This window comes from Flagellimonas pelagia (genome assembly GCF_003584135.1).
Classification (GTDB): domain Bacteria; phylum Bacteroidota; class Bacteroidia; order Flavobacteriales; family Flavobacteriaceae; genus Flagellimonas; species Flagellimonas pelagia.
Genome location: NZ_QXFI01000005.1, coordinates 1 through 22,515, shown reverse-complemented (window position 1 = coordinate 22,515; position 22,515 = coordinate 1). Strand labels below are relative to the sequence as shown.

Annotated in this window: 26 protein-coding genes; 12 read left to right on the top strand and 14 right to left on the bottom strand. The window is 41.5% G+C overall.

Annotated elements, in window-relative coordinates; genetic code table 11:
• Window positions 1-162: 162 nt before the first annotated feature.
• Window positions 163-1,005 (top strand): 1,4-dihydroxy-2-naphthoyl-CoA synthase, encoded by an 843-nt coding sequence (locus D2V05_RS00160; RefSeq protein WP_119645513.1) that lies wholly within the window; start codon window positions 163-165, stop codon window positions 1,003-1,005.
• A gap of 827 nt (window positions 1,006-1,832) precedes the next feature.
• On the opposite strand, the gene D2V05_RS00155 is transcribed toward D2V05_RS00160, so the two are convergent.
• Window positions 1,833-3,167 (bottom strand): serine hydrolase domain-containing protein, encoded by a 1,335-nt coding sequence (locus D2V05_RS00155; protein WP_119645511.1) that lies wholly within the window; start codon window positions 3,165-3,167, stop codon window positions 1,833-1,835.
• A gap of 52 nt (window positions 3,168-3,219) precedes the next feature.
• On the opposite strand from D2V05_RS00155, the gene D2V05_RS00150 reads away from it, so the two are divergent.
• From D2V05_RS00150 to D2V05_RS00135, 4 genes are read left to right on the top strand one after another with little or no spacing between them, the layout of a single operon-like run.
• On the top strand, window positions 3,220-4,092 hold the full coding sequence (locus tag D2V05_RS00150; protein WP_119645508.1) for a pirin family protein: 873 nt from the start codon (window positions 3,220-3,222) through the stop codon (window positions 4,090-4,092).
• Between the two features lie 41 nt (window positions 4,093-4,133).
• Entirely contained in the window at window positions 4,134-4,559 is a 426-nt protein-coding gene (locus tag D2V05_RS00145) for a 3D domain-containing protein (RefSeq protein ID WP_235855345.1), read from the top strand.
• Window positions 4,556-5,212 carry a peptidoglycan recognition protein family protein gene (locus D2V05_RS00140; protein ID WP_119645506.1) on the top strand — a complete coding sequence of 219 codons (657 nt, stop codon included), beginning with the start codon at window positions 4,556-4,558 and terminating at the stop codon, window positions 5,210-5,212. Before D2V05_RS00145 ends, D2V05_RS00140 begins: the two co-directional genes overlap by 4 nt.
• Window position 5,213: 1 nt before the next feature.
• Window positions 5,214-6,662, top strand: coding sequence for a M14 family zinc carboxypeptidase (locus D2V05_RS00135; RefSeq protein WP_183114753.1), 1,449 nt, complete (start codon window positions 5,214-5,216; stop codon window positions 6,660-6,662).
• Here the strand turns inward: D2V05_RS00135 and D2V05_RS19600 are convergent.
• Complete coding sequence (locus tag D2V05_RS19600) at window positions 6,659-6,826, bottom strand: hypothetical protein (RefSeq protein WP_183114752.1); 168 nt, start codon at window positions 6,824-6,826, stop codon at window positions 6,659-6,661. The two genes, D2V05_RS00135 and D2V05_RS19600, sit on opposite strands and share 4 nt — an antisense overlap.
• A 148-nt stretch (window positions 6,827-6,974) precedes the next feature.
• On the opposite strand from D2V05_RS19600, the gene D2V05_RS00130 reads away from it, so the two are divergent.
• A complete protein-coding gene (locus tag D2V05_RS00130) occupies window positions 6,975-7,583 on the top strand; it encodes a 3-keto-disaccharide hydrolase (protein WP_119645570.1) in 609 nt (202 codons plus the stop codon).
• 52 nt (window positions 7,584-7,635) lie between these two features.
• On the opposite strand, the gene D2V05_RS00125 is transcribed toward D2V05_RS00130, so the two are convergent.
• Together D2V05_RS00125 and D2V05_RS00120 are read right to left on the bottom strand one after the other, a co-directional pair.
• Complete coding sequence (locus D2V05_RS00125; RefSeq protein ID WP_119645503.1) at window positions 7,636-8,583, bottom strand: 3-keto-disaccharide hydrolase; 948 nt, start codon at window positions 8,581-8,583, stop codon at window positions 7,636-7,638.
• 73 nt (window positions 8,584-8,656) lie between these two features.
• Window positions 8,657-9,739, bottom strand: coding sequence for a vWA domain-containing protein (locus D2V05_RS00120; protein WP_119645501.1), 1,083 nt, complete (start codon window positions 9,737-9,739; stop codon window positions 8,657-8,659).
• Window positions 9,740-9,976: 237 nt separating this feature from the next.
• Between D2V05_RS00120 and D2V05_RS00115 the strand changes: the two genes are divergently transcribed.
• The gene (locus D2V05_RS00115) at window positions 9,977-10,237 is read left to right on the top strand and encodes a MoaD/ThiS family protein (protein ID WP_119645499.1); all 261 of its coding nucleotides are present in this window, start codon (window positions 9,977-9,979) and stop codon (window positions 10,235-10,237) included.
• Window positions 10,238-10,278: 41 nt separating this feature from the next.
• Complete coding sequence (locus D2V05_RS00110) at window positions 10,279-10,884, top strand: NTP transferase domain-containing protein (protein ID WP_119645497.1); 606 nt, start codon at window positions 10,279-10,281, stop codon at window positions 10,882-10,884.
• A 2-nt stretch (window positions 10,885-10,886) separates the two neighbouring features.
• On the opposite strand, the gene D2V05_RS19595 is transcribed toward D2V05_RS00110, so the two are convergent.
• The gene (locus tag D2V05_RS19595) at window positions 10,887-11,030 is read right to left on the bottom strand and encodes a hypothetical protein (protein ID WP_182859199.1); all 144 of its coding nucleotides are present in this window, start codon (window positions 11,028-11,030) and stop codon (window positions 10,887-10,889) included.
• Window positions 11,031-11,088: 58 nt separating this feature from the next.
• Complete coding sequence (locus D2V05_RS00105; RefSeq protein ID WP_119645495.1) at window positions 11,089-11,727, bottom strand: GntR family transcriptional regulator; 639 nt, start codon at window positions 11,725-11,727, stop codon at window positions 11,089-11,091.
• 86 nt (window positions 11,728-11,813) lie between these two features.
• Here D2V05_RS00105 and D2V05_RS00100 point away from each other — a divergent pair, with 86 nt between their 5' ends.
• Window positions 11,814-13,400 (top strand): trehalase family glycosidase, encoded by a 1,587-nt coding sequence (locus D2V05_RS00100; protein ID WP_119645493.1) that lies wholly within the window; start codon window positions 11,814-11,816, stop codon window positions 13,398-13,400.
• A gap of 2 nt (window positions 13,401-13,402) precedes the next feature.
• Here D2V05_RS00100 and D2V05_RS00095 read toward each other — a convergent pair whose 3' ends face one another.
• Window positions 13,403-13,873, bottom strand: a complete 471-nt coding sequence (locus D2V05_RS00095; RefSeq protein WP_119645491.1) for a hypothetical protein — start codon at window positions 13,871-13,873, stop codon at window positions 13,403-13,405.
• Window positions 13,874-14,023: 150 nt separating this feature from the next.
• Between D2V05_RS00095 and D2V05_RS00090 the strand changes: the two genes are divergently transcribed.
• Entirely contained in the window at window positions 14,024-14,812 is a 789-nt protein-coding gene (locus tag D2V05_RS00090; RefSeq protein ID WP_119645489.1) for a hypothetical protein, read from the top strand.
• Between the two features lie 101 nt (window positions 14,813-14,913).
• Complete coding sequence (locus D2V05_RS00085) at window positions 14,914-16,284, top strand: aldehyde dehydrogenase family protein (protein ID WP_119645487.1); 1,371 nt, start codon at window positions 14,914-14,916, stop codon at window positions 16,282-16,284.
• 496 nt (window positions 16,285-16,780) lie between these two features.
• On the opposite strand, the gene D2V05_RS00080 is transcribed toward D2V05_RS00085, so the two are convergent.
• The 3 genes from D2V05_RS00080 to D2V05_RS00070 form a co-directional block, all read right to left on the bottom strand.
• On the bottom strand, window positions 16,781-17,074 hold the full coding sequence (locus D2V05_RS00080) for a hypothetical protein (protein WP_119645484.1): 294 nt from the start codon (window positions 17,072-17,074) through the stop codon (window positions 16,781-16,783).
• A gap of 205 nt (window positions 17,075-17,279) precedes the next feature.
• Window positions 17,280-18,227 carry a hypothetical protein gene (locus D2V05_RS00075; RefSeq protein ID WP_119645481.1) on the bottom strand — a complete coding sequence of 316 codons (948 nt, stop codon included), beginning with the start codon at window positions 18,225-18,227 and terminating at the stop codon, window positions 17,280-17,282.
• 44 nt (window positions 18,228-18,271) lie between these two features.
• Window positions 18,272-18,484 (bottom strand): helix-turn-helix transcriptional regulator, encoded by a 213-nt coding sequence (locus tag D2V05_RS00070; RefSeq protein WP_036385062.1) that lies wholly within the window; start codon window positions 18,482-18,484, stop codon window positions 18,272-18,274.
• A gap of 192 nt (window positions 18,485-18,676) precedes the next feature.
• Here D2V05_RS00070 and D2V05_RS00065 point away from each other — a divergent pair, with 192 nt between their 5' ends.
• Window positions 18,677-18,895 (top strand): hypothetical protein, encoded by a 219-nt coding sequence (locus tag D2V05_RS00065; RefSeq protein ID WP_119645479.1) that lies wholly within the window; start codon window positions 18,677-18,679, stop codon window positions 18,893-18,895.
• A 16-nt stretch (window positions 18,896-18,911) separates the two neighbouring features.
• On the opposite strand, the gene D2V05_RS00060 is transcribed toward D2V05_RS00065, so the two are convergent.
• The 4 genes from D2V05_RS00060 to D2V05_RS00045 all read right to left on the bottom strand — a co-directional run.
• Window positions 18,912-19,307, bottom strand: coding sequence for a hypothetical protein (locus D2V05_RS00060; protein ID WP_119645477.1), 396 nt, complete (start codon window positions 19,305-19,307; stop codon window positions 18,912-18,914).
• Window positions 19,308-19,335: 28 nt separating this feature from the next.
• Window positions 19,336-19,914 carry a hypothetical protein gene (locus tag D2V05_RS00055; RefSeq protein WP_119645474.1) on the bottom strand — a complete coding sequence of 193 codons (579 nt, stop codon included), beginning with the start codon at window positions 19,912-19,914 and terminating at the stop codon, window positions 19,336-19,338.
• An 82-nt stretch (window positions 19,915-19,996) separates the two neighbouring features.
• A complete protein-coding gene (locus tag D2V05_RS00050; RefSeq protein ID WP_119645472.1) occupies window positions 19,997-20,788 on the bottom strand; it encodes a hypothetical protein in 792 nt (263 codons plus the stop codon).
• 716 nt (window positions 20,789-21,504) lie between these two features.
• Window positions 21,505-22,515, bottom strand: a 1,011-nt coding sequence (locus D2V05_RS00045) for a T9SS type B sorting domain-containing protein (RefSeq protein ID WP_147378195.1), incomplete at its 5' end; no start/stop codon positions are given.

Sequence of the window (22,515 nt, the reverse complement as noted above, 5' to 3'; positions counted from 1 at the left end):
GTTCGCCGAAAAAATCACTTGTCAACAGACATACACCATTACCTTTTCAACCTATTTTTCAACAATATCAATTTATGTATCAACCCGTTACCTTTTACCAATCTCTTAAAACCATCATAACCCAGATTTTCCGTTATTTTGTAGTCCAACAATACAATACCTATGGAATCACCCAACTGGCAGACCGCCATGGAATTTGAGGATATCACCTATAAAAAATGTAATGGGGTTGCCCGAATCGCCTTTAACCGGCCTGATGTACGCAATGCGTTTCGGCCCAAAACCACCAGCGAACTGTACAAGGCTTTTTATGATGCCCAGGAAGATACCTCCATTGGTGTGGTACTACTTTCTGGGGAAGGACCTTCCTCCAAGGATGGCAAATGGGCCTTCTGCAGTGGGGGGGACCAAAAGGCCCGTGGCCATAAGGGCTATGTGGGTGATGATGGTTATCATCGCTTGAATATTTTGGAGGTGCAGCGCCTTATCAGGTTTATGCCCAAAGTGGTGATTGCCGTGGTGCCTGGTTGGGCCGTTGGGGGAGGGCACAGCCTACATGTGGTCTGTGATATGACGTTGGCCAGTAAGGAACATGCCATCTTTAAACAGACCGATGCCGATGTCACCAGTTTTGATGGGGGATATGGTTCGGCATACCTCGCCAAAATGGTGGGACAGAAAAAGGCCCGTGAAATTTTCTTTTTGGGACGAAGCTACTCCGCACAAGAGGCGTTTGACATGGGCATGGTAAATGCTGTTATTCCCCACGATGAATTGGAGGATACCGCTTACCAATGGGCTCAGGAAATATTGGCCAAGTCACCTACATCCATCAAAATGCTGAAATTTGCCATGAACCTCACTGACGATGGCATGGTGGGTCAGCAGGTGTTTGCCGGGGAAGCTACCCGTTTGGCCTACATGACTGACGAGGCCAAGGAAGGTCGCAATGCATTTTTGGAAAAGCGCAAACCCGACTTTGGCAAGGACAAGTGGATTCCATAGTACAATTTCCAAACAACAATAGTCAATAATCAATTAAAAGTAATAATTGTACATTGTTTATTGTCAACTGCTTATTGAATAAAGATTCTTCACTTCGCTCAGAATGACCGTGGTAATAATTGATGTCATTCGCGAAATTCGTGTCCAACAGAAAGGTATAAAACCAAAAAGAGCCTTGCCACTTGGGTCAAGACTCTTTTACGAGAACACTATATGAAAATGAAAAAATTACTTTCTTAATTAATTACATGGTAAAAGTAGTTTGCGTGTTCCCGCAGATGAAATTATTGTTGTGAAGTAACTCGTAGCTGTGGTAATCCCATGCTTTTGTGAAATCCACCCCTCTTTTTCCCATAAAATCCATCCTTAAGAAATTCTTCGCTATGCTCAGAATGACCAGAGGTATCCATAATTGGTGTCATTCGTGAAATTCGTGTCCAACAGAAATGTATTGTGGAAGCATGGGATTCTTCCCTGCACTCATAATGACCAGAAGTATCCATGATTAGTGTCATTCGTGAAATTCGTGTCAAACGGAAAGCTTATTTGTTTGTTGGCAAGAGATTCTCCTCTTTGCTCAGAGTAACGAACAGAGTCTAACTTGGTGCTATTCATGGAATCCGTGTCCAACAGAAAGGTATAAAACCAAAAAGAGCCTTGCCACTTGGGTCAAGACTCTTTTACGAGAACACTATATGAAAATGAAAAAATTACTTTCTTAATTAATTACATGGTAAATGTAGTATCAGGGTTCCGGTAAATGAAATTATTGTTGTGAAGTATCCCTTTGTTGTGGTTTGCCCACAATTTTAAGGCATCTACTCGATTTACTGTAGCGCTTTTACGATGTTTGACAATACACTGTTCACATCAAAATCGGGTTCTTCGGCCAATCCGGTACGCACAACCACCAAATCCTTGGACGGAATCATGAACACATATTGCCCTTGATAACCATTACAGGAAAACAAATCTTTGGGCACATCGGGATACTTGCCTTCGGCATTGAGCCAAAAATGGGCCCCATAAGTACCATCAGAATGTATTGTTGGCGTAGTAATGTAATCCACCCATTCAGGATCAAAGAGTTGTTCCCCGTTCCATTTTCCTTTGTTTAGGTACAATTGGCCAAAACGAGCCCAGTCCCGAGTACTGGCCCAAGCATAAGAAGAACCTACATAGTTGCCGGCGATATCAGCCTCCAAAACCATGGAGTACATGCCGATTTTATCGACCAAAGCTGCGTAGGGGAAGTCCAAATATTCCTGATGGCTTCTGAACTGTTGCCGAAGAATTCCTGACAATAGGTTGGTGGTCCCGGAGGAATAGTTCCAAATTTCCGTGGGCTTGGCTATGGCCTTTTTCTCTTTTTGAGCCACAGTCATGTCGCTATCCAAAAATAGCATTCTGGTAACGTCCGAGATACCCGAATAATCTTCATCCCAAGCAAGCCCACTTTGCATACGGAGCAGATGGTTCAACGTGATGTCTTTCCGTTCGTCATCTTTCCATTCCGCAATAGGTGCGGGCCATTCCACATTCAATTTACCTTGATGCTGTAAAACCCCAAAACAAGTGGCCAGGACACTCTTGGTCATCGACCATCCCAAAATAGGAGTGTTCTCGTCAAATCCATCCACATATTTCTCCGCTAAAATCTGCCCTTTGTACAATACCAAAAGGGTCCGGGTCTTTTGGGTTTCCGGATTGGCAAATGCTATGGCAAGGGCCTTGTTGATCTGATCCATGTCCACATCTGGAAAAACGGAATCCAAGGGAGCTGCCTGACCGTATGGATAGGGAATGGTATCCGAAGGTTGGTTACGCTGGGGCCGGATGGTAAGTTTAGAAGGGTCATATTCATCATTGATGAGCACGGCACCCAAACCATCCCGGTACACTGCTGTTCTTTTCATCAACCCATACACGGTGGAAGATGCGGATTGTTCACTTTCATCCACTTCGGTAACGGCCAGTTCCACCAAAGGGACATTGTTGTCGATTTGGTTCATGGAGGCCGCTGATCGATGGGCCACAAAAACTCCGGAGGCCACATTTTTGGCTGCATAGCCGGAAATAATGTTCAATTTGGGGTAATTCAGGTAGACTACTACTCCTATGACGATGACAAGGAGTAGTAAAACACGCTTAAGTAGTTTCATGGTTATGGTATGTATTTGTAACTTTCTGCTTTTAAAGATAAGCATTTAGCCCATGTCAAACATCGGATTGATCATTGAGGAACGCAGCAGGGATATTGGCGATTTTTTGGTCGGCCGCCTTATCCCGTTCCGTAAAAAAAGAATGATAGGCCCCTTCATTTTTATCGATCATATGGGGCCAACCCAATTGGGACCTTCCAAATATATGGATGTAGACCAACACCCGCACATGGGACTTTCTACCTTGACCTTTATGTTGGAAGGTGACATCATCCATGAAGATAGTTTGGGTACCCACCAAAGAATCAGTCCCGGTTCGGTCAATTGGATGACAGCAGGAAAAGGGGTCACCCATACCGAGCGAACTCCGGAAGACTTGCGCAACGGAAAAGTTTTTACAGCCCATGGGTATCAGATTTGGGTAGCGTTGCCCATAGCACTCGAGGATATGGACCCTGAATTTCACCATATTGATGCAAAAGATCTTCCCCAATGGAAAGAGGGCAATACCCAGTTCAAACTGGTGGCTGGGGAGGGATATGGAAAAAAGTCCCCCGTACCGGTGCATTCCCCATTGTTTATGGTGGAAGTTATCAATCAGGAGGCCTATACCCTCAATGTAAATGGAATGTTAAAGGGGGAAATCGGTATTTGTATTGTGGAAGGCGGTATTGAGGCCTGCGGGGAAACCGTGGAAAAAGGAAATATTTTGGTCTCCAAGGTAGAGGATACCTGCAATATCAACTTAAAACCAAATACCCATTTATTGTTGTTCGGAGGTGAGCCGTTTCCTGAGGAACGTTATATTTATTGGAATTTTGTTTCCTCGGACCAAGAGAAACTGGAATCGGCAAAAAAAGCATGGGCCGAAAAATTATTCCCCATGATGGAAAACGACGAAACCTATGTACCCTTGCCGAGTTAGGCAAACAAATACATACTTTTAAAGCTAAATGGATACCTGTATTGAAGAAACTAGTACTCATTTTTATTATTATAACGTCCTGCTCAAAAAAGCCTGAGGTCAAGGAACCTATCCTGTACGAATGGTTTGGCCGCGAAGTGACAGCTTCGGCCTACAATTCAGTACATTGGCAAACGGACAGCATCAGCCCTTCCATAGCGGCTTGGGGTGACACCCTTAAACCAGGCATGAAGAGCATTGCGGTTTCCCGTGACCTTATAAAATTGGGATTGGCACACAATACCATGGTTAAAATCGATACCTTTCCGGATACTTTCTATGTTTTGGACAAGATGCACTACAAATGGCGCAATCGGATAGACATTTACATGGGGAAAGATATTAAAAAGGCCAGGGAATGGGGCAGAAAAAAAATCATGGTCTGTTATGCCGTCCCCTTGGATACCACATTAAGTACTATTGAATGAAAAAGTTTGGAATTATTGCAATACTGGCCTTTATGATGGCCTGTTCCACCCAAAAAAAGATTGTGGACATCCCCATCATCTTTGATGATCAGCGTATAGAGCTGACCAAGGAATATATGGCCCAACGCTATGGTCTTGAAAAGGATTCCACCCAAATTACCCCAAAAATGGTCGTGTTACACTGGACAGCCATCCCATCTCTAAAAAAATCTTTTGCGGCCTTTAACCGATCCACCTTGCCCAATTGGAGGCCAGATTTGGTAAACGTCAGTGGACTCAATGTATCTTCCCATTTTTTGGTGGACCAGGACGGCACTATTTATCGTTTGATGCCCGAAACCACTATGGCCCGCCATACTATCGGCTTGAACCATTGTGCCATTGGCATCGAAAATGTAGGGGGAACCGAAGGACTTCCATTGACCAAGAAGCAATTGAAGGCCAATATTTTTCTGGTCAAATATTTGGCGTCAAAATATGATATCGAATATGTCATCGGCCATCAAGAATACACTTTATTCGAAGGACACCCTCTTTGGCTGGAGGTGGACGATGGATACCGGACTACCAAAACAGATCCAGGGATGGATTTCGTGGAAAAAGTCCGCAGAGCGACCAAAAAATTGAATTTTAAACCCGTTCCAACAAAATAACATGATGATCAAGAAACTTTTGCCTTTGGCAATTTCATTATTGTCCCTTACCATCACGGCCCAAGATGCCCTAACTTCCAAATTGTACGAAACCTATGAAAAGTACAAGGAGCCTTCTTTGGAGAAAAGGCGTATCAAACATAACGACCTAAAGCCCCTGATTGAACAACTGAAGTCCAATCCTAAATTTGAAGTACAAAAGGTGGGCGAATCCATCGAAGGTCGTGACCTGAATTTGATCAGTATAGGTTTTGGCAGTGAGAATATTTTTCTTTGGTCACAGATGCATGGTGATGAACCTACCGCGACCCAAGCCATTTTTGATATTTTCCACTTTTTGGACTCCCCGGATTTCAAGGAGGAGAAAGAAGTCATCCTTTCCAAATTAAAACTTCACTTTTTGCCCATGTTGAATCCTGATGGGGCAGAGGTGTTCCAACGAAGGAATGCCTTGGGTGTGGACATCAATAGGGATGCTCTCCGCTTACAATCGCCTGAAGGACAGACTTTAAAGAGACTCCGTGATAGTCTGGACGCCTCCTTTGGCTTTAACCTACACGACCAAAGTAGGTACTACAATGCGGAACGCACCGAGAAACCTGCTACCATTTCGTATTTGGCTACCGCCTTCAATTACGAAAAGGATATTAACGACGTCAGGGCCAAGGCCATGAAAGTCATTGTTTTCATGAACAAAATCATCCAAAATTATGCTCCCGGTCAAGTGGGTCGCTATAGTGATGATTTTGAACCGCGTGCTTTTGGGGACAATATCGCCAAATGGGGGACAAGTCTTATTCTGATTGAATCCGGAGGATATCCCGATGATCGTGAAAAGCAGGAAATACGAAAATTGAACTACGTTTCCATCCTGTCTGCACTTTATACGATTGCCACAAAAAGTTATGAGAACATTCCGACGGAGGATTATGAGAAAATCCCAAAGAATGACCGCATGTTGTTCGACCTAAAGATTACCAATGCCACCTATGGGCTTTTGGGCAAGGATTATATCCTGGACTTGGGCATCATGCAATATGAAATAGACAAAAAAGGTCATAATGATTTTTACTACCGAAGCTCCGTCAGCGACCAAGGGGATTTGAGCACCTACTATGCTTATGAGACCTTTGATGCGACAGGATACAAGATCATACCACCAAAAGTGGTTTCTATGGAAACTGTTTCAAGTCCTTTGGAGCTTTTGCATCAAGGCATTGCCTATGTTAAGGGCAAATTGCCTGAAGAAGGGGCCTATGTAGAGATGCCTCTATTCAAAGTCAGTGAAACTTTTGAACTGGGAGATTTTAATCTGCAGCCCGGAGTGAACCCGACCTTCTTTCTGGAAAAAAACGGAAAGTTGACCCATGCAGTGATCAACGGTTTTCTAATCGACCTGAATAAACCTTTAGAGAATCAAGAAACCGGAAACGGACTCATTTATCGTTAATAGCCATAATGAAAGGTTAATTCGGAACCATGGCTCAGCAAAAGGGCCAACATGATCAATAAAATGCCCACGATAACTCCGAATAGAATCAGTACGGCACTTTTATAACCATAAGAAAGGGGTCCTATGGCACTATTTTGAATAATTTCCTTTACAACATCCATAGCGAATCTTTTTGAGGTTGAACTTCAGTTATTGATAGGATGTCAGTAGTTGTTTGTATTGGTAAAACAACTATTGGGCCAAAAACCCTACATTTTTGACGGTATTGGGAGAGAATTATATATCTTTCTTGTTCAAATTGACTACATAATGAAAAAACTTATTGCATTTGCTTTTTTATCCGTTTTGGTAACTAAAACGGTATCGGCCCAAGAAGCCAAAGACCTTTTTAATGGTAAAAACCTGGACGGCTGGGTAGTCCATGGGGAAGAAAAATGGTATGTTGAAAACGGTGAGCTTATCTGTGAGAGCGGGCCAAGGGCCGAGTACGGATATTTGTCCACCAAGGATTTTTACAAAAATTTTGTGTTGACCCTTGAATTCAAGCAGGAAGCCAATGGAAATAGCGGGGTTTTCATCCGTTCCACCTTTGAAGGCACCAAAGTCAGTGGTTGGCAGGTAGAGGTTGCTCCTCCCGGAAAATATACGGGGGGCATTTATGAATCCTATGGTCGTGGTTGGTTGATCCAACCGGAACCGGAAAAGGAAAAAGTGCTTAAAATGGGGGAATGGAATACTATGAAGATCAGAGTGAATGGGTCAGATATCGTGACTTGGCTGAACGGGGTTGAAATGGTACACCTTACCGATGAGAAAATTGGGGAAGGTGTAGGTGCCATTGCCCTTCAGATACATGACGGTGGCGGCATCAAGGTAAAATGGAGAAACATTAAGATCAAACCTGCCGAGGTGCAGTAAAAATAAAAGCCCGATTTTATCGGGCTTTTTTATGCTTGTTTGTTGTTGTAAACTATTCTTTACGTGGGGTCACCACAAAGCTTCTGTATTCAATGGGACCGTGATCCCCCTGGATCATAAATGGCCCCGGTTCACCTTCTTTGCTATCTATGGCCCCTCCAGTAATACCCGGAATGGTTGCATCGCAAATCACTGTTTTACCATTAAGGGTTACGGTTACCCTTCTCCCGATCAAGGTAATGTCATACGTTTGCCATTCACCGGCTGGTTTCGAGGCATTCTCGTTGGGCTCCAAAAATCCGTAGACCCCACCTAGGTAAATATCCATTGGTTCCAGGCCTTCGCTATCCACAATCTGCACCTCATAACGACCACGAAGGTAGATACCACTGTTGCTTCCCTGTGGGTAACGGAACTCCACATGCAATTTAAAATCTTTGAACTTTTGATCAGTAACCAGGTTGGAACCGGACTCTGGACTGGTCAACACACCATCATTGATCACCCATTGGTTTTTTTCTCCGTCCACATGCCAACCGGTCAAATCCTTTCCATTGAAAACATTGATGGGCTTGTCCCACTTGGGATTTTCAGTATAGGCCAATTCAGGTGCCTTCACACCGGTCCAATGCATAACGGAACCATCGGTGAAGATCATGGTGCCTTTCATTTTGCCATCGGTCAGTTCACCATGAAAGATCATGTCACTTCCCTTGGGTTCCCACTGATTGGGAATACTAAAAGTGAATTTATTGTCACCGTAAGTTTTCACTTCAGAAATAGGTCTGGCACTACCAAAGGCGAATACAAAGCGACCCAACAACGTTGCCGTACCGGAATGTCTGATTTCCAACCACGATGGGACCGTCTTGCCCATAAAGTCCATTTCCAAGTCCCATCTTCCTTCCAAAGGACTGATATGCTGTGCATAGGTATTGAATGCGGCCCCAAAAATGAAGCACAAAAAGAGAATGCGAAAAGATTTTTTTCGGAATGTCATAGTTTGTTCAGTTTTATTGACATCCAAGATAAGGATTTATACAAAAAACACCCCGGTGTTTACGGATTCAATTTTACTCACATCCGCCCGTAAAACCTTTGGCGTTGAATTTGGTCTGCACAGCTCCCTTAAGACCACCATGGCTCAACCGAATGACCAGATTGCTCTCGCCACTGCCATCACGTTTGGGCGTACAATACTCGAATAGGTAAAAACTGTCGGCCTGCTCGGCAACCCGTTCCGAAATTTCATTGAAGGTAAGCTCCAATTCTTCCTTGTTGGCCGCAAAGACACTGGCCGTCTTACCGATTTCGGACAATACTTCGGTATCTATTTCCGCCCCAAGCCCAATAGTAAAATAAGAAATATTCCTGCTGGCTTCATCCACTGCCTTCAGCGCATCGGATTCTTTGTAACGGCTTGCCTGATCGGTACCATCCGTAAATAGTACCACAGAAGAGGCACCGATTACGTTGGAGTTGGCCTTCAACAAGTCTTCAGCTATTTTGGTGGACTTGATCACCGCACCGTACAGATCCGTACTGGGATCGTTGCTGATATCCGCCGTAATCCCGTCCACGGCAGCCGTTAGCTCGGTAGCCGAAGAGGATAGGGCGTTGAGCAAATGCAGTTCGTCCTCACCATCAAACCAATAAATGGCCATTTTAAACGATGGGGTTTCAGGAGAGGGCATTACGTTGTTGATGAAACTGGTGGAAGCTGCCTTCAATTCATCCAAACTGCTTTCCAGAACACTGTTGCTCAAATCCAGCACCAAAAGGGTATTGTTATTGAACACCTGTGAATTTGGCGAAATCCTGGCTTGGGATTCGGAAGGGGATATCAAATTGAAGCAATCGTCATTCCTTCCTTGTTCATAAATGGTGAACTCATCAGCAGTGAGGCCCGAAATGGGATTTCCCAAAAGATCGGAAACCTTAAAAAGAATGGAGACCTTTCCGGGTAGGGTAGTGAATTCGTCCTGTATGGAGAGTAACAACTCATTTTCACCAAAACCAAGGCAATCATCCGGTTCTTCACCAAGCCCCAATTCACTGTTGTTGATGTCGAAGCGGACATCATCATCCGAATTGCCACACGAGAAAATAACAAGGGTCAAAGAAACTAGGAAGAAATATCGAAATACATTTTTCATTTTCAAAAAAAGTTAAGGTTCTGCATGCAAAACGCACAAATTGCCTGAAAAGTATTTTGGGCCACTGGAATTGATTTAAAGAAAAGTTAAAAAACCATGGTGTTTGTTAAAATGATAACCGCTTGTACAATTTTTAATAATTTCACCCGCCGATGGGATGCGCTCCCTGTCCAAACTACATACCAACCTAGCTAACCAAAATCAAAGACAGACTTTTATTTTAATTAGGTTGATATTATGACGATACTTTTGTACGGAACCGCCAAAGAGATTGTGGGCAGCCCCACGTTGTCCGTTCCCACATCCAGCATAACCGGAAAGAAATTACCCAATACCGTTGGGGAATTGAAGGCATTTTTGGCCAATACCTACCCGGAACTTAAAAAACTGACCTCAATGGCCGTGGCCGTAAACCACAATTACGCCAAGGACCACGAAATCATCAACTCCTACGATGAGGTGGCCTTAATTCCTCCTCCGGAACGGGTATGGATGTAAATCCTTTGTAATAATCGGCTTCCTGTACTTATCTTTAAGGAATGGGAGCACAGGTTCCAAATACTTTATACGGCTTGGTCCTTGATGGGGGCAAAAGTTCCCGCATGGGTTTCGAGAAAGGTCAGATTATGTATCATGGCCAACCACAACGAGATCATTTAATGCAGCTTTTGGAACAGGTTTGCGAAGCAGCTTTTCTCGGTATCCGCAAAGCACAGGCTTTGGAAGCAAGGAATTTTTCGGTCATTGAGGATGAGGATCAATACCAAGGACCCCTCAACAGTATTTTAAGTGCCCACCATCAATACCCGAATGTGGCCTGGTTGGTAATTGCCTGTGATCTTCCCTTCGTGGACCTTTCGGCCCTTAAAAAATTGGTCAATGAAAGGGATACGAACAAAATCGCCACGGCGTATGCCCACCATAACGGACATGTTCCGGAACCCTTGTTTGCGATTTGGGAGCCGATGGGACTTGAATCGGCCAAAGCATATGTGGAAAAGACCCGGAAAAGTTCCCCGCGCGATTTTTTAATGGAATCGGATATTAAATTGGTCCATCCGAAAGATGACATCATCTTGTACAATGCCAACAACCAGACCGATTTTGAATGGGTCAAACAAAAATTAAGCTCAAAAGGGGAGTAGGCTTATTTTTTGGTCATGGTCTTTTTGGAATCCAAGTCCAAAACTTCCAAATCTTGGAAAATACCACAGGAAACTTGTTTTTTGACCAATGATTGGGATTTTTTGCGTTTCGAAAGGGCTTCGATTTCCTTGTTCAAGAATTGCATGGCAAAGTGTTTTAACCGAAAACGAAATTACACTTATTTTATTTTGATTGTCAACAGATTAACCTTTTTTAACGTCCATTTGGGCTTCCATTAACTCCAAGATGGCCATCCAGTTCATTTTTAATATCAGTGCAGCGGTGGGAACATTGTCTTCCTCAATCGCTTCAACAATGGAACGTGTCTGACGTACCAATTTTTGAATAAAATGAGGTTCCTTGATCAGGTGGTGCTCGTAAAATGATAGTCGGAGTTTAAGATCTTCCAAAACCTGCAGCAATACCTTATTTTGGCAACCTTGCACCAGTAAACTATGGAATTGTAGTTGCAATTGGAGTCCATCCTCAGCATTCGGGGTGTTTTCCATGGTCTGCTGAACCTTTTTTAGGATTTCCACAGTTTCCTTTTTGAATGGTGACGCTTCCAAGGCCATAACCTCCAATTGGGCAATGGTGCCAATGATATCCTTGGCTTCTTCCTTGCTCAACGAGGCCACTACAAAACCGCGGTTGGGTATCGCCTTGATGACCCTGGCATGCTCCAATTGGCTCAAAGCCTCCCGGATAGGGGTCACACTTATCCCCGTTGCCCGTGAAAGGGCCGCCAAATTGATAGTCTTGCCAATCCCCAATCGTCCTTCCCGTATTAGAAAAAGAAGATGTTCCTTGATCTGGTCCCTAAGTACCGAATTATTGGCCATGTCCTTAAATTACAAATCGTATACGATTTAACGGAACCAAATTGCCGTTATTATCCTATATTTAAACATAGTTTAATACCAATACAATGAAAAAATGGTTATTCGGCACCCTGATTGTAGTCTTCTTCATAAGTTGCAAAACAGATGCCCCGATCAAGACCGATTCGGTCAGCTTTTATGATACCCAACTGTTTAAGGACGTGCAGATGTCCGCCATTTTTGAAGACTCCAAAACCTTTGTGGACCTGGTACCCAAAAAGGATATAGCGACACTTGAAGAAGAATACCTTCAAAGCAAAGATAATCAAGGATTTAGCCTTAAGGATTTTGTACTGGAAAACTTTGAGGACAAGTCCATGAGGGGACTTCAATTTGAACTGGATACCACCCAAAACATGTACACCCACATTTCGCATATGTGGGACAAGCTGAAAAGAAGTCCGGACAGTGTCATCTCCCATTCCACCCGAATTGCTTTGCCCTATAACTACATTGTTCCCGGGGGACGTTTTCAGGAAATCTATTATTGGGACAGTTACTTCACCATGGAAGGACTGTTGGTGGACGAACAGCAGGAAGTGGCCCAAAGCATGGTCGATAATTTTGCTTTTTTGATCGATTCCATAGGATTTATACCAAACGGTACAAGGGATTACTATAAAACCCGTTCCCAACCGCCTTATTTTGCGTTAATGGTCGATGCCATTGCGAGAAAGGACCAACAACTCCTTGTAAAATACCTTCCGGAAATGACCAAGGAATACAACTATTGGATGGAAGGCACTAGGGCAGGGGACAGCATCGACCCAGAAAAAAGAGTAGTCAACCTGAACGGTGGCATCACCCTTAACCGTTATTGGGATGCAGGCAACACGCCAAGACCGGAATCCTACAAAGAGGATTTTTTACTGGCCAGTTCTTTGCCATCAGATTCGTTGAAACAATTATTGTACAAAAACCTTCGGTCCGCCGCGGCATCTGGTTGGGATTTTAGCTCCCGTTGGTTTGGCGAGGAAGGGGGGCTAGGCTCTACCGAAATCCTTTCCATCTTGCCCGTGGATTTGAACTCCCTGCTTTATTTTATGGAAAAGACCCTGGCCAAGGCCAATGGATTGAAAGGGGATAAATCCGCCCAAAATCATTTTCAGGAGCTTGCCGAAACCAGAAAAAAAGCAATTCAGGAATATTTCTGGAACGCGGAAGATGGCTATTTCCACGATTTCAATTTTGAGAAAGGAGCCATGACTCCTTCGCCAACTTTGGCAGGAGTATCCCCCTTGTTTTTTGGTATTGCCACGGATGAACAGGCAGAAAAAGTGAAAGATGTGCTCATGTCCACTTTTTTAAAGGATGGGGGGTTGGTCACCACGCTGGACCACTCCGGTCAGCAATGGGATGCCCCAAATGGCTGGGCACCGTTACAATGGTTGGCTGTTAACGGACTGTTGAACTATGGCTACGTGGACGAGGCCAAGGAAATCATGACAAGGTGGCTCACCTTAAACGAAAAGGTGTATGCCAATACCGGAAAAATGATGGAAAAATACAACGTGGAAGACCTTTCCCTACTTTCGGGAGGAGGGGAGTACCCCACACAGGATGGTTTCGGTTGGACCAATGGCGTGGCCCTTGGGTTCAAACAACTATTGGAAGACCTCGGACGTCCAAATTAAAACTATTGTCTTTTTACATAGACGTAGGATTTGATTCCCGGTAAATCTTCCCCTTCGGTTTTGGTGATGCGATCATTGCTAAACTGTAGAGTGCCCAGTAAGGTACTTCCCTGAAACGCTATCTGTACCCCATCACTAGCCCAGGCACCGGTGCCCAAACTGCTTCCTTCACAATCGACATAATATTGGTTGTTGGTAATGCTGGTCACCGTAAAATTGGTCTGCTCAAACTGCCAGGTCATGTTTTCGCGGATAATCAACGTACCCGAAATGCAATCGGCTTCATCCATCAAATTGGTAGAGGAGGACCCATCTCCATCCACATCCACAGCGGCACTTACATTTACTTCCTGCAAATCGTACGTTCCATAAATATCCACCTCCGTAGTTGTTGAACCACCGTCGTCGTCACTACAGGAAAGAAAAAGGGAAATGGAAACTGTGAGCAGGAAGAAAATTTTATGGGCCTTCATGGGGAAATCGGTTTAAATTGATTCGGAAAGATACCACTATTCGCCGAAAATCGGATTGAGGGGCACGGCATTTTATCGATCTGTGCATTCCAAGTACACTAAACCTGCCCAACCTCCGTTTAACCACCGTAAACACTTAACTGAAGTAACATGATCAGACTTACACAAAAATTTTATGCTGTCACCCTTATGGGAGTGGCCCTTTTGGGTTTTCAATCCTGTAGCGAAGATGGCATGCCAAGCGAAGACGAAAAACTATCCCAAGCAGAACTACAGACCATTTTGACCACCGATGAGGTGGCCGGGGTTGCCGATAACGCCTTGGCGGAAATCTATGCCGGAAGCACCGCAAAGATATCCACAGCAAAGATCAGTGATTGCTATACCGCTGAATTCACCGAAACCGGTTTTGTGGCCACTTTCAACAATTGTGTGCTCAATGGTACCGACAATATCAACGGAACCGTTACCGTAACCTATGAAGCCGGAACGGAAACCGCATCGTTCACCGCTACGTATGTGGACTTTTATGTGGGCACCATCAAAATAAATGGTACCCGTACCTATGTAGTGAATACCAGTGTGGAGCAGTCCACCGTTTCCTTTACCGTGACCAGCGACATGTCCATCGAAATGGAAGATGGTAGCGTGATCAGCGAAGCGGGTGAAAAAACATTTGGTATCACCTTTGGTGAAGACCTTGCCAGCACCGTGTTCAGCTTGTCCGGTCACTGGACCGTGGAAGCCGATGACAATGTATATGCCGTGGAAACCTTGGAAGACCTTCAAGGTAGTGCCGCCTGTGAGTATTTGACCACAGGGGTGATGGTGGTCTCCAAAAACGGACTGGCCGTAACCATTGATTTTGGCGGAGGGGAGTGCGATGATGTAGCCACATTGATCTATCCTAACGGAGCGAGCGAAGAAATATCCTTATAATCATTTTTGGAAAGATGTTAAAAAAGCACCGATAAACTCGGTGCTTTTTTTATACCATATCCTTAGGAAGGTTTGGCTATATTTAGGGAAACAATTGAAATATGATCAAGCAGTTGGTACAGGACCAGAATGATTTTTTTGCGACACATAAAACCTATGAGGTTGCCTTCCGAAAGCAATACCTAAAGCTTCTGTACCAGGAAATTTCGGATAGGGAGGATGCCATTTGCGATGCCCTTTATGCCGATTTTAGGAAACCCCGCTTTGAAAGTCTGGCCACCGAGACCCAATTTGCCCTGGCCGAATTGAAATATGCCATCAAACACGTGGAACGTTGGAGCCAACCGAAGCGGGTAGCCTCGTCCTTGACCAATTTTCCATCTAGGGAGTGGATTCAATCCGAGCCTTTTGGCAAGGTATTGATCATCGCGCCTTGGAACTATCCTTTCATGCTGGTGATCTCCCCATTGATTGGGGCCTTGGCGGCGGGTAACACGGCCGTAATAAAGCCTTCGGAACTGAGTCCCAATACTTCTAAGATCATTGCGGAAATCATGAAAAAGGTGTTCCCACCCGAATATGTGGCCGTTGTGGAAGGGGGAGTGGAGGTCTCCACCGAACTTTTGGCAGAAAAATGGGACTACATCTTCTTTACGGGAAGCACGCAGGTGGGCAAGATCGTGTACAAAAGTGCCGCGGAACATTTGACGCCCGTGACCTTGGAACTCAGTGGCAAGAATCCCTGTGTAGTGGATGAAACGGCCCAAACAAAACTGGCCGCAAAGCGAATTACCTGGGGAAAATTCCTAAACGCGGGGCAGACCTGTATCGCCCCGGACTATATCTTGGTGCACGAATCCAAGAAAGAGGCCTTGGTGCAGGCCTTGAAGGGTAAAATCACTGAATTTTATGGTGGAAAAATTGAGGAATCGACTGATTTTGCAAGGATTACCACGGCAAAGCACTATTTGGGACTTAAAGCAAAACTTGAAAGGCAGAACATTCTTTTTGGCGGACATTGGAACGATGACACCCAATATATAGCGCCCACATTGGTGGAAAGTCCGGGTATGGACAGTGCCTTGATGGCCGGAGAGATTTTTGGACCCATTTTACCGATCATTCCTTATACAACAGAGAACGAAATGCATGACATCATCACACGTTATGGAAAACCCTTGGCGTTTTATGTGTTTAGCAATAACAAAAGCTTCCAGAAACGGATGATGGCGCAATATCCATTTGGCGGTGGAACCATTAATGACACGGTGATCCATATCAGTAACAAAAAATTACCGTTTGGCGGCGTTGGTGGTTCCGGAATTGGTGGATACCATGGAAAATTTAGTTTTGATCTGTTCTCACACAAAAAATCCATTGTAAAGCGGGGTACCTGGTTGGATGTTCCCATTCGCTACGCGCCGTACAAGATTCCGTTACAATGGGCCAAACGTATCAAACATTTGTTTTAAATACATATTGGCGGGGAGGGTTTTGAATATTCTATTTTACATAACGTAAATTATAGTACAAATGCCGTCATATTGTATTTTAAGGGTTTCGCCATCCGTAAGCTATAATTTTCCATTATGTAAAATATCCCTCATATGAGCGTCATGGATTGAAATTTGCAACGGGGTCATGAAACATTCACTTGCGGTCGGCTGCGCCGCATCTTTGCATTTGTATCTATAATTTGTCGCTATGTAAAATAGCCGCTCGGCCAATAGCACATTGCTTTCATAAAAAGTAAATGCCCTTGCATTTATTTTTATACGCAATTCTCAGCCACTTGGCCAGCGCCATTAAAAGCTCAGCTTTTCGTATTTGTTGAAACCTTTGGTTTACTTGTGAATTTGGAAAAGAAAAATTTCAGGAACTTTCCATCAGCTTGTCGCAAAAGCTTAAAATTTAGCTAGCGCATAAATTTCTAAGCACTTGCTAACTTTCCCTTTTTTAAAATAGCTTTTAAAAAGTTGTATTCATGAAAATAAAACCTGTAATGAGATTCGCAATGATAAATGCGGTGCCAAAAATATATTTCCATTGGGGTTTAGTAATCAAAACGACCAGATAGATGACAATGAGCAGCAATCCAACCAAAGTTGGTCCGATGACATAAATCAATCCTCCATGGCCTGAGCTAGCAGAAATATCTGCCATTAAAGCAATTGAAATTGAAAAAATAATAGAGATAAAGATTAGAACAATGAATGTGATACTAACTTCATCAAAGCTCTTTACCGGTTTTTCTAAATTCATTTCTATCAAAATTACGCTATATTCTCCTATCTTTTTTCTTGATAAAAAAGAAACAAAAAATCAAGAAGAAAATATGCTTCCACGCGTTCTTTGTGTCTTATAGCTTCGCTGCCCAGGGCAATGGCTCATTGTGTCCAGCCACAAATTCACTCCAACGCCGGCCCGCATTTTCTTCACAGCTCGACCAAAAAAGTTTGAAATCCTGCTAACCATTAAAATTTTTGATTATCATATAATCATCGGCTTTTATAACAATTGTATTGATTTTAAGCCGTTCGTATGTTTTTTCAGCTTTATACTTACACCTATCGTCATTTGTAACAAAGTAGTCACAATGGGCAGCATAAAATGTATGGAGAGAATCATCAAACATGTTGTTATAATTTGCATCTGTTTTATAACCTTTTAAATCATACTTATAAAATACATCTAAAATTTTCGAGTAGGCTTCATTTTTGACGTATTTGTTTTTTGGAACATGCAATTCAGATAGTTCAAATATATCCAGATGCTTAGGTAACTCATTAAAGTTTTGTTTTATAGAATTTAAATATTCTCTACTATTTTTTAGCTTATTAATACTTTTACCTAAATGGGATTTATATTTTTTATAAAGTGAATAATCCGGCTTTAGTCTTTTCTGAAATTCATAAATATCCTCCATTACTGCATAGACAGTGTTTTCTTTTTTTGATTTTGGAAACATTAATTTGAACATTGGATCATAATTATATGCTTGTTTCCATGATTCGTCCAGCTTGACAAATTTATATGGAAGAAGTAAATTAGGTAATCCACTTTGAGTAAATAGTTCTTCAAAAGTTTCTGGTTCAAATTCCCAATCTGATTTTTTCTCTTCAAAAAATTCGAATATTTCTCTAAAATGCCAAACAGCTTGTTTTTGGTTCCAATATTGACATATACAGAGGTTTTTTGTCAAACGCTCTATATTTTTTAAATGTCCTTCAATGAAATTTGGATTTTTTTGATATCCTCGAAATAAATCATTTAAGTGTGCATTTGAATAAGGAACCGTAATTTGTTCTTCAACAATTAAGCTTTCTAATTCAGAATAAATGATTTTTTCCTGTTCAGGAAGATTGCATTTCTTTTCGATTCTGTCGAAAATGTTTAAATCAAAATATACATTCATTTATTAAGGAATGTCACTATAATAAAACCTATAAAATGTTTTGGTCAAGCTTTTGTAGGCACTAGTAATTCACGAATATCAACTCCTAAAACTTCTGCAATTTCACGAAGTGTTTCTAAAGAGGGCTGCATTTCATTTGTACACCATCTGGATACAGTGGTTCTACTCTTACCTACTCTTTCTGCCAACCACTTATTGGTTCTGTCTTGTTCTGCAAGGACCACTCTAATTCTATTGATTGGCTTTTTAGTGCTCATTTGAATCGTTTTACGTTAAATCTGTATCATTTTAAACAAACTTAGTTCTCTAATTCGTTTTTAATAATTAACTTTAAACGATATTTATGATTCATATTAGCTAATTATTGTATCGTTTTAATTAAATATTTAATAATCAAACGACATATTTTTTTCTTTTTCGGTTTTTTCAACAATTTAATAACCAACTATATGACCCCCAATGAAATTAACCTACTCCCCCTCCTCTCCTACTTTGAAGAATGCCACGAAGGAGATTTACTTTCCTTTACACAATGGTTGGACAAGGCTATTTATATGCTCCATTACCTACCTGCAGATTCTTTTTCAGAAACGGAGCGCCAAAATGTTTGTCATGTGCTTATGGAACTCAAAGAGACGGTTATGGAGATTTATCTAAATAAAAAGTAATGGTTTAGTTTAACCATCATGTGTAATGTTCTACTACCTCCAAGGATTCGATATGCCCATTTGGAAGAGATTTAAAAGCCTCAAGCCAACTATTTGTATCAGAGTCGAGTAACCCAATACAACCTAGTGTTCCAGGTACATTTCCGTCTGGATGAATGCCAAGTTCCGTTCTATCTGTTATGAATTGCGGCTCGATATATTGAAACCAACAGTTTCCTGATAAGTCACAGAAACCTTTTTTTCCATATTTATTCATTAATCCGCTTCGAGGAACATTGTAAATACCATTTGGCAGCTCTCCTTTTCCATATGGCCCAGAAATAGCTTGACTTTCCAATCCCATTTCAGGCCAAATCAAATAACCCTCTGCTAAATCACTCTTAATACTTTTAATTAAAAAGACCAAACCCATTTTCTTGCTATTTTTTAGTTGGAAGAAGCTAAAAGTATTGTTTTTCAGTTACTCTATACCATTTGCAAAAACGTCGCTCAAAACCTCGAATGTATTCGATTCTTCCGTAATCGTCTTCAATACCTTCGGATGCAAAAAAACAATGCTTTTTTGAAGCTCCGACCACTCCTTTTTGTTTCCAAACATGTTTTCTTTTAGTGTTTAATATGTTATACTGGAGACCAATCCAATCAGGACCATGTCTATAATATTCACCGTCATTCAATGTCTCAATGGCTTTTTCAAAAGTCATATTTTCAAAATCATCGTTTTCTTCCACTTGAGCTCTTTTTGCCATTACCGTAAAGCATAAATTTGCGTAGTCAAAAATTTCCTTATTGTTTAACAGCTGGAATTTAGATCCCTTCTCGCCTTTAATGAATTCTTCTCGGGTAAATGATAACTCGTACCCATCCCTCATAGTAACTTCACATATATCATCCACCCATAAATGATTAAATACTTTATCAATACCAAAAATTTGAATCCCAGCTTTTATAATTGCAATTGAAACACAATTACCTGTTTTGCCTTGTTTAAATGCTTTTATTAATTCTTTTGTTTCCATACTACACTACTCTTCTAAATTTTTTAGTGAATTATAACTTTTTTCAAAAGCTTAGAATCGGTCGTTGATTGCAACACCCGCTTCAAAGGTTTTTAATTGGTAGTGGTTTGGGGTCTACTATGAACTGACTTTCATCCTTATACATTTCTATTATAAGATTGGAAATATCTTGTAAAAATTCTTGATAAGTATCTTCGGATAGCCCTCCTGATTTGCTCAATCCAGCTACCCCTGGCCCTGTAATACCAAATGTTTTTAGACTATATGTCACTTCTGCCCTTCCAAAAATGGCACTAGCAGTTATTTGTTGTGGAGTATTCAGTTTTGCATTACGTTTCGATTTTGTTACTTTCATCATAAGTCTAGCACCTACACCATATTTATAATTTTCACCATCACAACGTTGAGTTCCTTCCTGTGAATATTCAACAACAATTACCTTTTGTTTTTTTGACAATTCAACTCCAAAAAATCCAAGCAAACCTAATTTTCCTTCATCACCTTTCTCAAAAGAATAAGCATCGATAAGAACACCATCTGTTAAATCTTCAATAGATTTAGGTCTATCTTCCCAGCAATCAGCCGGTACCAAATAGTCTATATCTTCTTTTTTTATTGCGGCATTAGATAATTCTAAGTTTTTTAGCTGTTCTGTGAATTTGTCCATATCGTAGTCTGCCTCATCTATTTTTATTAAAGTTGAGCTTTGGGGCTCAAAAACACTCTTGAAATTCTCATCAATTTTTATTTCCACGTCATCCTCCTCTATTTTCTGAATGCTTTCTTCATTAGAAGGAGTATAATTCATTGTAATTAGGTATGTAATCAGGGCTCCAATTAAAATACCAACCAGAATCAAAACTGTTTTTTTCATATCTAATATTTTTTAGTTAATTAAGTATTATGCTCATATAGTTTATAAATCCAATGTTTTTATGATGTAATATTTCCTTGTAACTTAATAAGAGAAAACAAATCACGGAATACCCATATTTGGGTATTTAAAGGGGGAAGTAAGTCGTAGGAAGTCAATAACTTGGAGTTCTTAAATATAGGAATTGAGCACGAAAACTTATTACACAAAAACCTTAAAAATTCTAGGGTTTTTACCCATTCCATACACTTTCACTTTCACCTCCCCCACTCCCCTTCGACTTCGCTCAGGACAGGTTCGGGTTCGGTAAAACAGTATTCCATTACATTTATTAAAAGAAAGTTTTTAGCCCAACTTTTCAGGGAATTTGAGAAAGTAAGCTTTGCTTATACCTAAGCAAAGAAACATAACGCGAGAACATTATAGAACAGATACTATAGTGAGGCAAATTGCGTATAGCTGTGCTATTTGATATAAAATCAGTTCTGATGCTTTAGCGTCATAACGACACCGATTTTATGTCAAAGCAATTTGCTTTAAACATTCTGTAAACGTCAATTTGAAATCAAGACAGTTATATTTTAAAATCTATACGGTTTTTGATTAAGTCTAAATTTTAAATATTTTATTAAAATAATTCGTGAAAAAGCCGTGAAAACTAAAATTATATGGACGCGAGAACATCATAAAGCAAAAATGAAATAAGCTAATTTTATTTATCTTTTTAATGTAAAATGACCATTTTTCACAATACCATCCATAAAAACAATTTTAAACCAATAATCATTAGATGGCATGGGAATTCCATTAAAAAAACCATCCCATCCGACATCATATTGAGATAGTTGTTTTAATAGTTTACCGTACCTATCGTATATATATATGTAGTAGCTTTTGTTGTCGTCTCCTTGTAATTTCCAATAATCATTCAGACCATCATTATTTGGAGTGAAAAATTTGGGGTAGTCCAAAATTCTAACATCTATCTTTAAAACACCACAACCTTCTATTTCACGGGCATAAACTTTGTAATCACCACCAACGAGATTCATGAATAAATTACTGCTCTGATAATTTAATCCATCCAAAGAAAATTCAAATGCAGAATTGGTATTTATAATAACTTCTATACTATTGTTTTTACTTAGTTCGACAATATTGATATCATAATCTGTTATTGGGGTCACATTGGTTTTTTGAACCAACACACTTGAATTGTCAGAACCACAAATACCGTTTGATACTGTATATGTATAAATACCCGCAAGGTCTATTGATGGGTCGAACACCCCTGTTCCACTGGAAAGACCCGGCGACCAGGTACCACCCATGTCCGGTGTGCCCCCAAGGCTGTCGAAAAGGTCCACGGGCATACTGTTCTCACAGATAATCAGTTCCCCATTTTCACCAGTATCGGGCAACAAATCGATTGCCACGTTCACCTCTGCCGTGTCCATTCCACAGACTCCGCTAGTAACCGTATAGGTGTAGACACCGGCGACATCCGTTGAAGGGTCAAAAACCCCTGTTCCACTGGAAAGGCTTGGTGTCCAAACGCCTCCCAAATCAGGTGTGCCCGAAAGGCTGTCGAAAAGGTCCACGGGCATATTGTTTTCACAGATCTCCAGTTCCCCATTTTCCCCTGCATTGGGCAACAAATCGATTACCACGTTCACCTCTGCCGTGTCCATTCCACAGACTCCGCTAGTAACCGTATAGGTGTAGAC

Excerpts from the sequence above, each read along its gene's own strand:
- D2V05_RS00160 (WP_119645513.1), top strand. The coding sequence starts at position 163 with ATGGAATCACCCAACTGGCAGACCGCCATGGAATTTGAGGATATCACC.
- D2V05_RS00155 (WP_119645511.1), bottom strand. The coding sequence starts at position 3,167 with ATGAAACTACTTAAGCGTGTTTTACTACTCCTTGTCATCGTCATAGGA.
- D2V05_RS00150 (WP_119645508.1), top strand. The coding sequence starts at position 3,220 with ATGTCAAACATCGGATTGATCATTGAGGAACGCAGCAGGGATATTGGC.
- D2V05_RS00140 (WP_119645506.1), top strand. The coding sequence starts at position 4,556 with ATGAAAAAGTTTGGAATTATTGCAATACTGGCCTTTATGATGGCCTGT.
- D2V05_RS00135 (WP_183114753.1), top strand. The coding sequence starts at position 5,214 with ATGATGATCAAGAAACTTTTGCCTTTGGCAATTTCATTATTGTCCCTT.
- D2V05_RS19600 (WP_183114752.1), bottom strand. The coding sequence starts at position 6,826 with ATGGATGTTGTAAAGGAAATTATTCAAAATAGTGCCATAGGACCCCTT.
- D2V05_RS00130 (WP_119645570.1), top strand. The coding sequence starts at position 6,975 with ATGAAAAAACTTATTGCATTTGCTTTTTTATCCGTTTTGGTAACTAAA.
- D2V05_RS00125 (WP_119645503.1), bottom strand. The coding sequence starts at position 8,583 with ATGACATTCCGAAAAAAATCTTTTCGCATTCTCTTTTTGTGCTTCATT.
- D2V05_RS00120 (WP_119645501.1), bottom strand. The coding sequence starts at position 9,739 with ATGAAAAATGTATTTCGATATTTCTTCCTAGTTTCTTTGACCCTTGTT.
- D2V05_RS00115 (WP_119645499.1), top strand. The coding sequence starts at position 9,977 with ATGACGATACTTTTGTACGGAACCGCCAAAGAGATTGTGGGCAGCCCC.
- D2V05_RS00110 (WP_119645497.1), top strand. The coding sequence starts at position 10,279 with ATGGGAGCACAGGTTCCAAATACTTTATACGGCTTGGTCCTTGATGGG.
- D2V05_RS19595 (WP_182859199.1), bottom strand. The coding sequence starts at position 11,030 with ATGCAATTCTTGAACAAGGAAATCGAAGCCCTTTCGAAACGCAAAAAA.
- D2V05_RS00105 (WP_119645495.1), bottom strand. The coding sequence starts at position 11,727 with ATGGCCAATAATTCGGTACTTAGGGACCAGATCAAGGAACATCTTCTT.
- D2V05_RS00100 (WP_119645493.1), top strand. The coding sequence starts at position 11,814 with ATGAAAAAATGGTTATTCGGCACCCTGATTGTAGTCTTCTTCATAAGT.
- D2V05_RS00095 (WP_119645491.1), bottom strand. The coding sequence starts at position 13,873 with ATGAAGGCCCATAAAATTTTCTTCCTGCTCACAGTTTCCATTTCCCTT.
- D2V05_RS00090 (WP_119645489.1), top strand. The coding sequence starts at position 14,024 with ATGATCAGACTTACACAAAAATTTTATGCTGTCACCCTTATGGGAGTG.
- D2V05_RS00085 (WP_119645487.1), top strand. The coding sequence starts at position 14,914 with ATGATCAAGCAGTTGGTACAGGACCAGAATGATTTTTTTGCGACACAT.
- D2V05_RS00080 (WP_119645484.1), bottom strand. The coding sequence starts at position 17,074 with ATGAATTTAGAAAAACCGGTAAAGAGCTTTGATGAAGTTAGTATCACA.
- D2V05_RS00075 (WP_119645481.1), bottom strand. The coding sequence starts at position 18,227 with ATGAATGTATATTTTGATTTAAACATTTTCGACAGAATCGAAAAGAAA.
- D2V05_RS00070 (WP_036385062.1), bottom strand. The coding sequence starts at position 18,484 with ATGAGCACTAAAAAGCCAATCAATAGAATTAGAGTGGTCCTTGCAGAA.
- D2V05_RS00065 (WP_119645479.1), top strand. The coding sequence starts at position 18,677 with ATGACCCCCAATGAAATTAACCTACTCCCCCTCCTCTCCTACTTTGAA.
- D2V05_RS00060 (WP_119645477.1), bottom strand. The coding sequence starts at position 19,307 with ATGGGTTTGGTCTTTTTAATTAAAAGTATTAAGAGTGATTTAGCAGAG.
- D2V05_RS00055 (WP_119645474.1), bottom strand. The coding sequence starts at position 19,914 with ATGGAAACAAAAGAATTAATAAAAGCATTTAAACAAGGCAAAACAGGT.
- D2V05_RS00050 (WP_119645472.1), bottom strand. The coding sequence starts at position 20,788 with ATGAAAAAAACAGTTTTGATTCTGGTTGGTATTTTAATTGGAGCCCTG.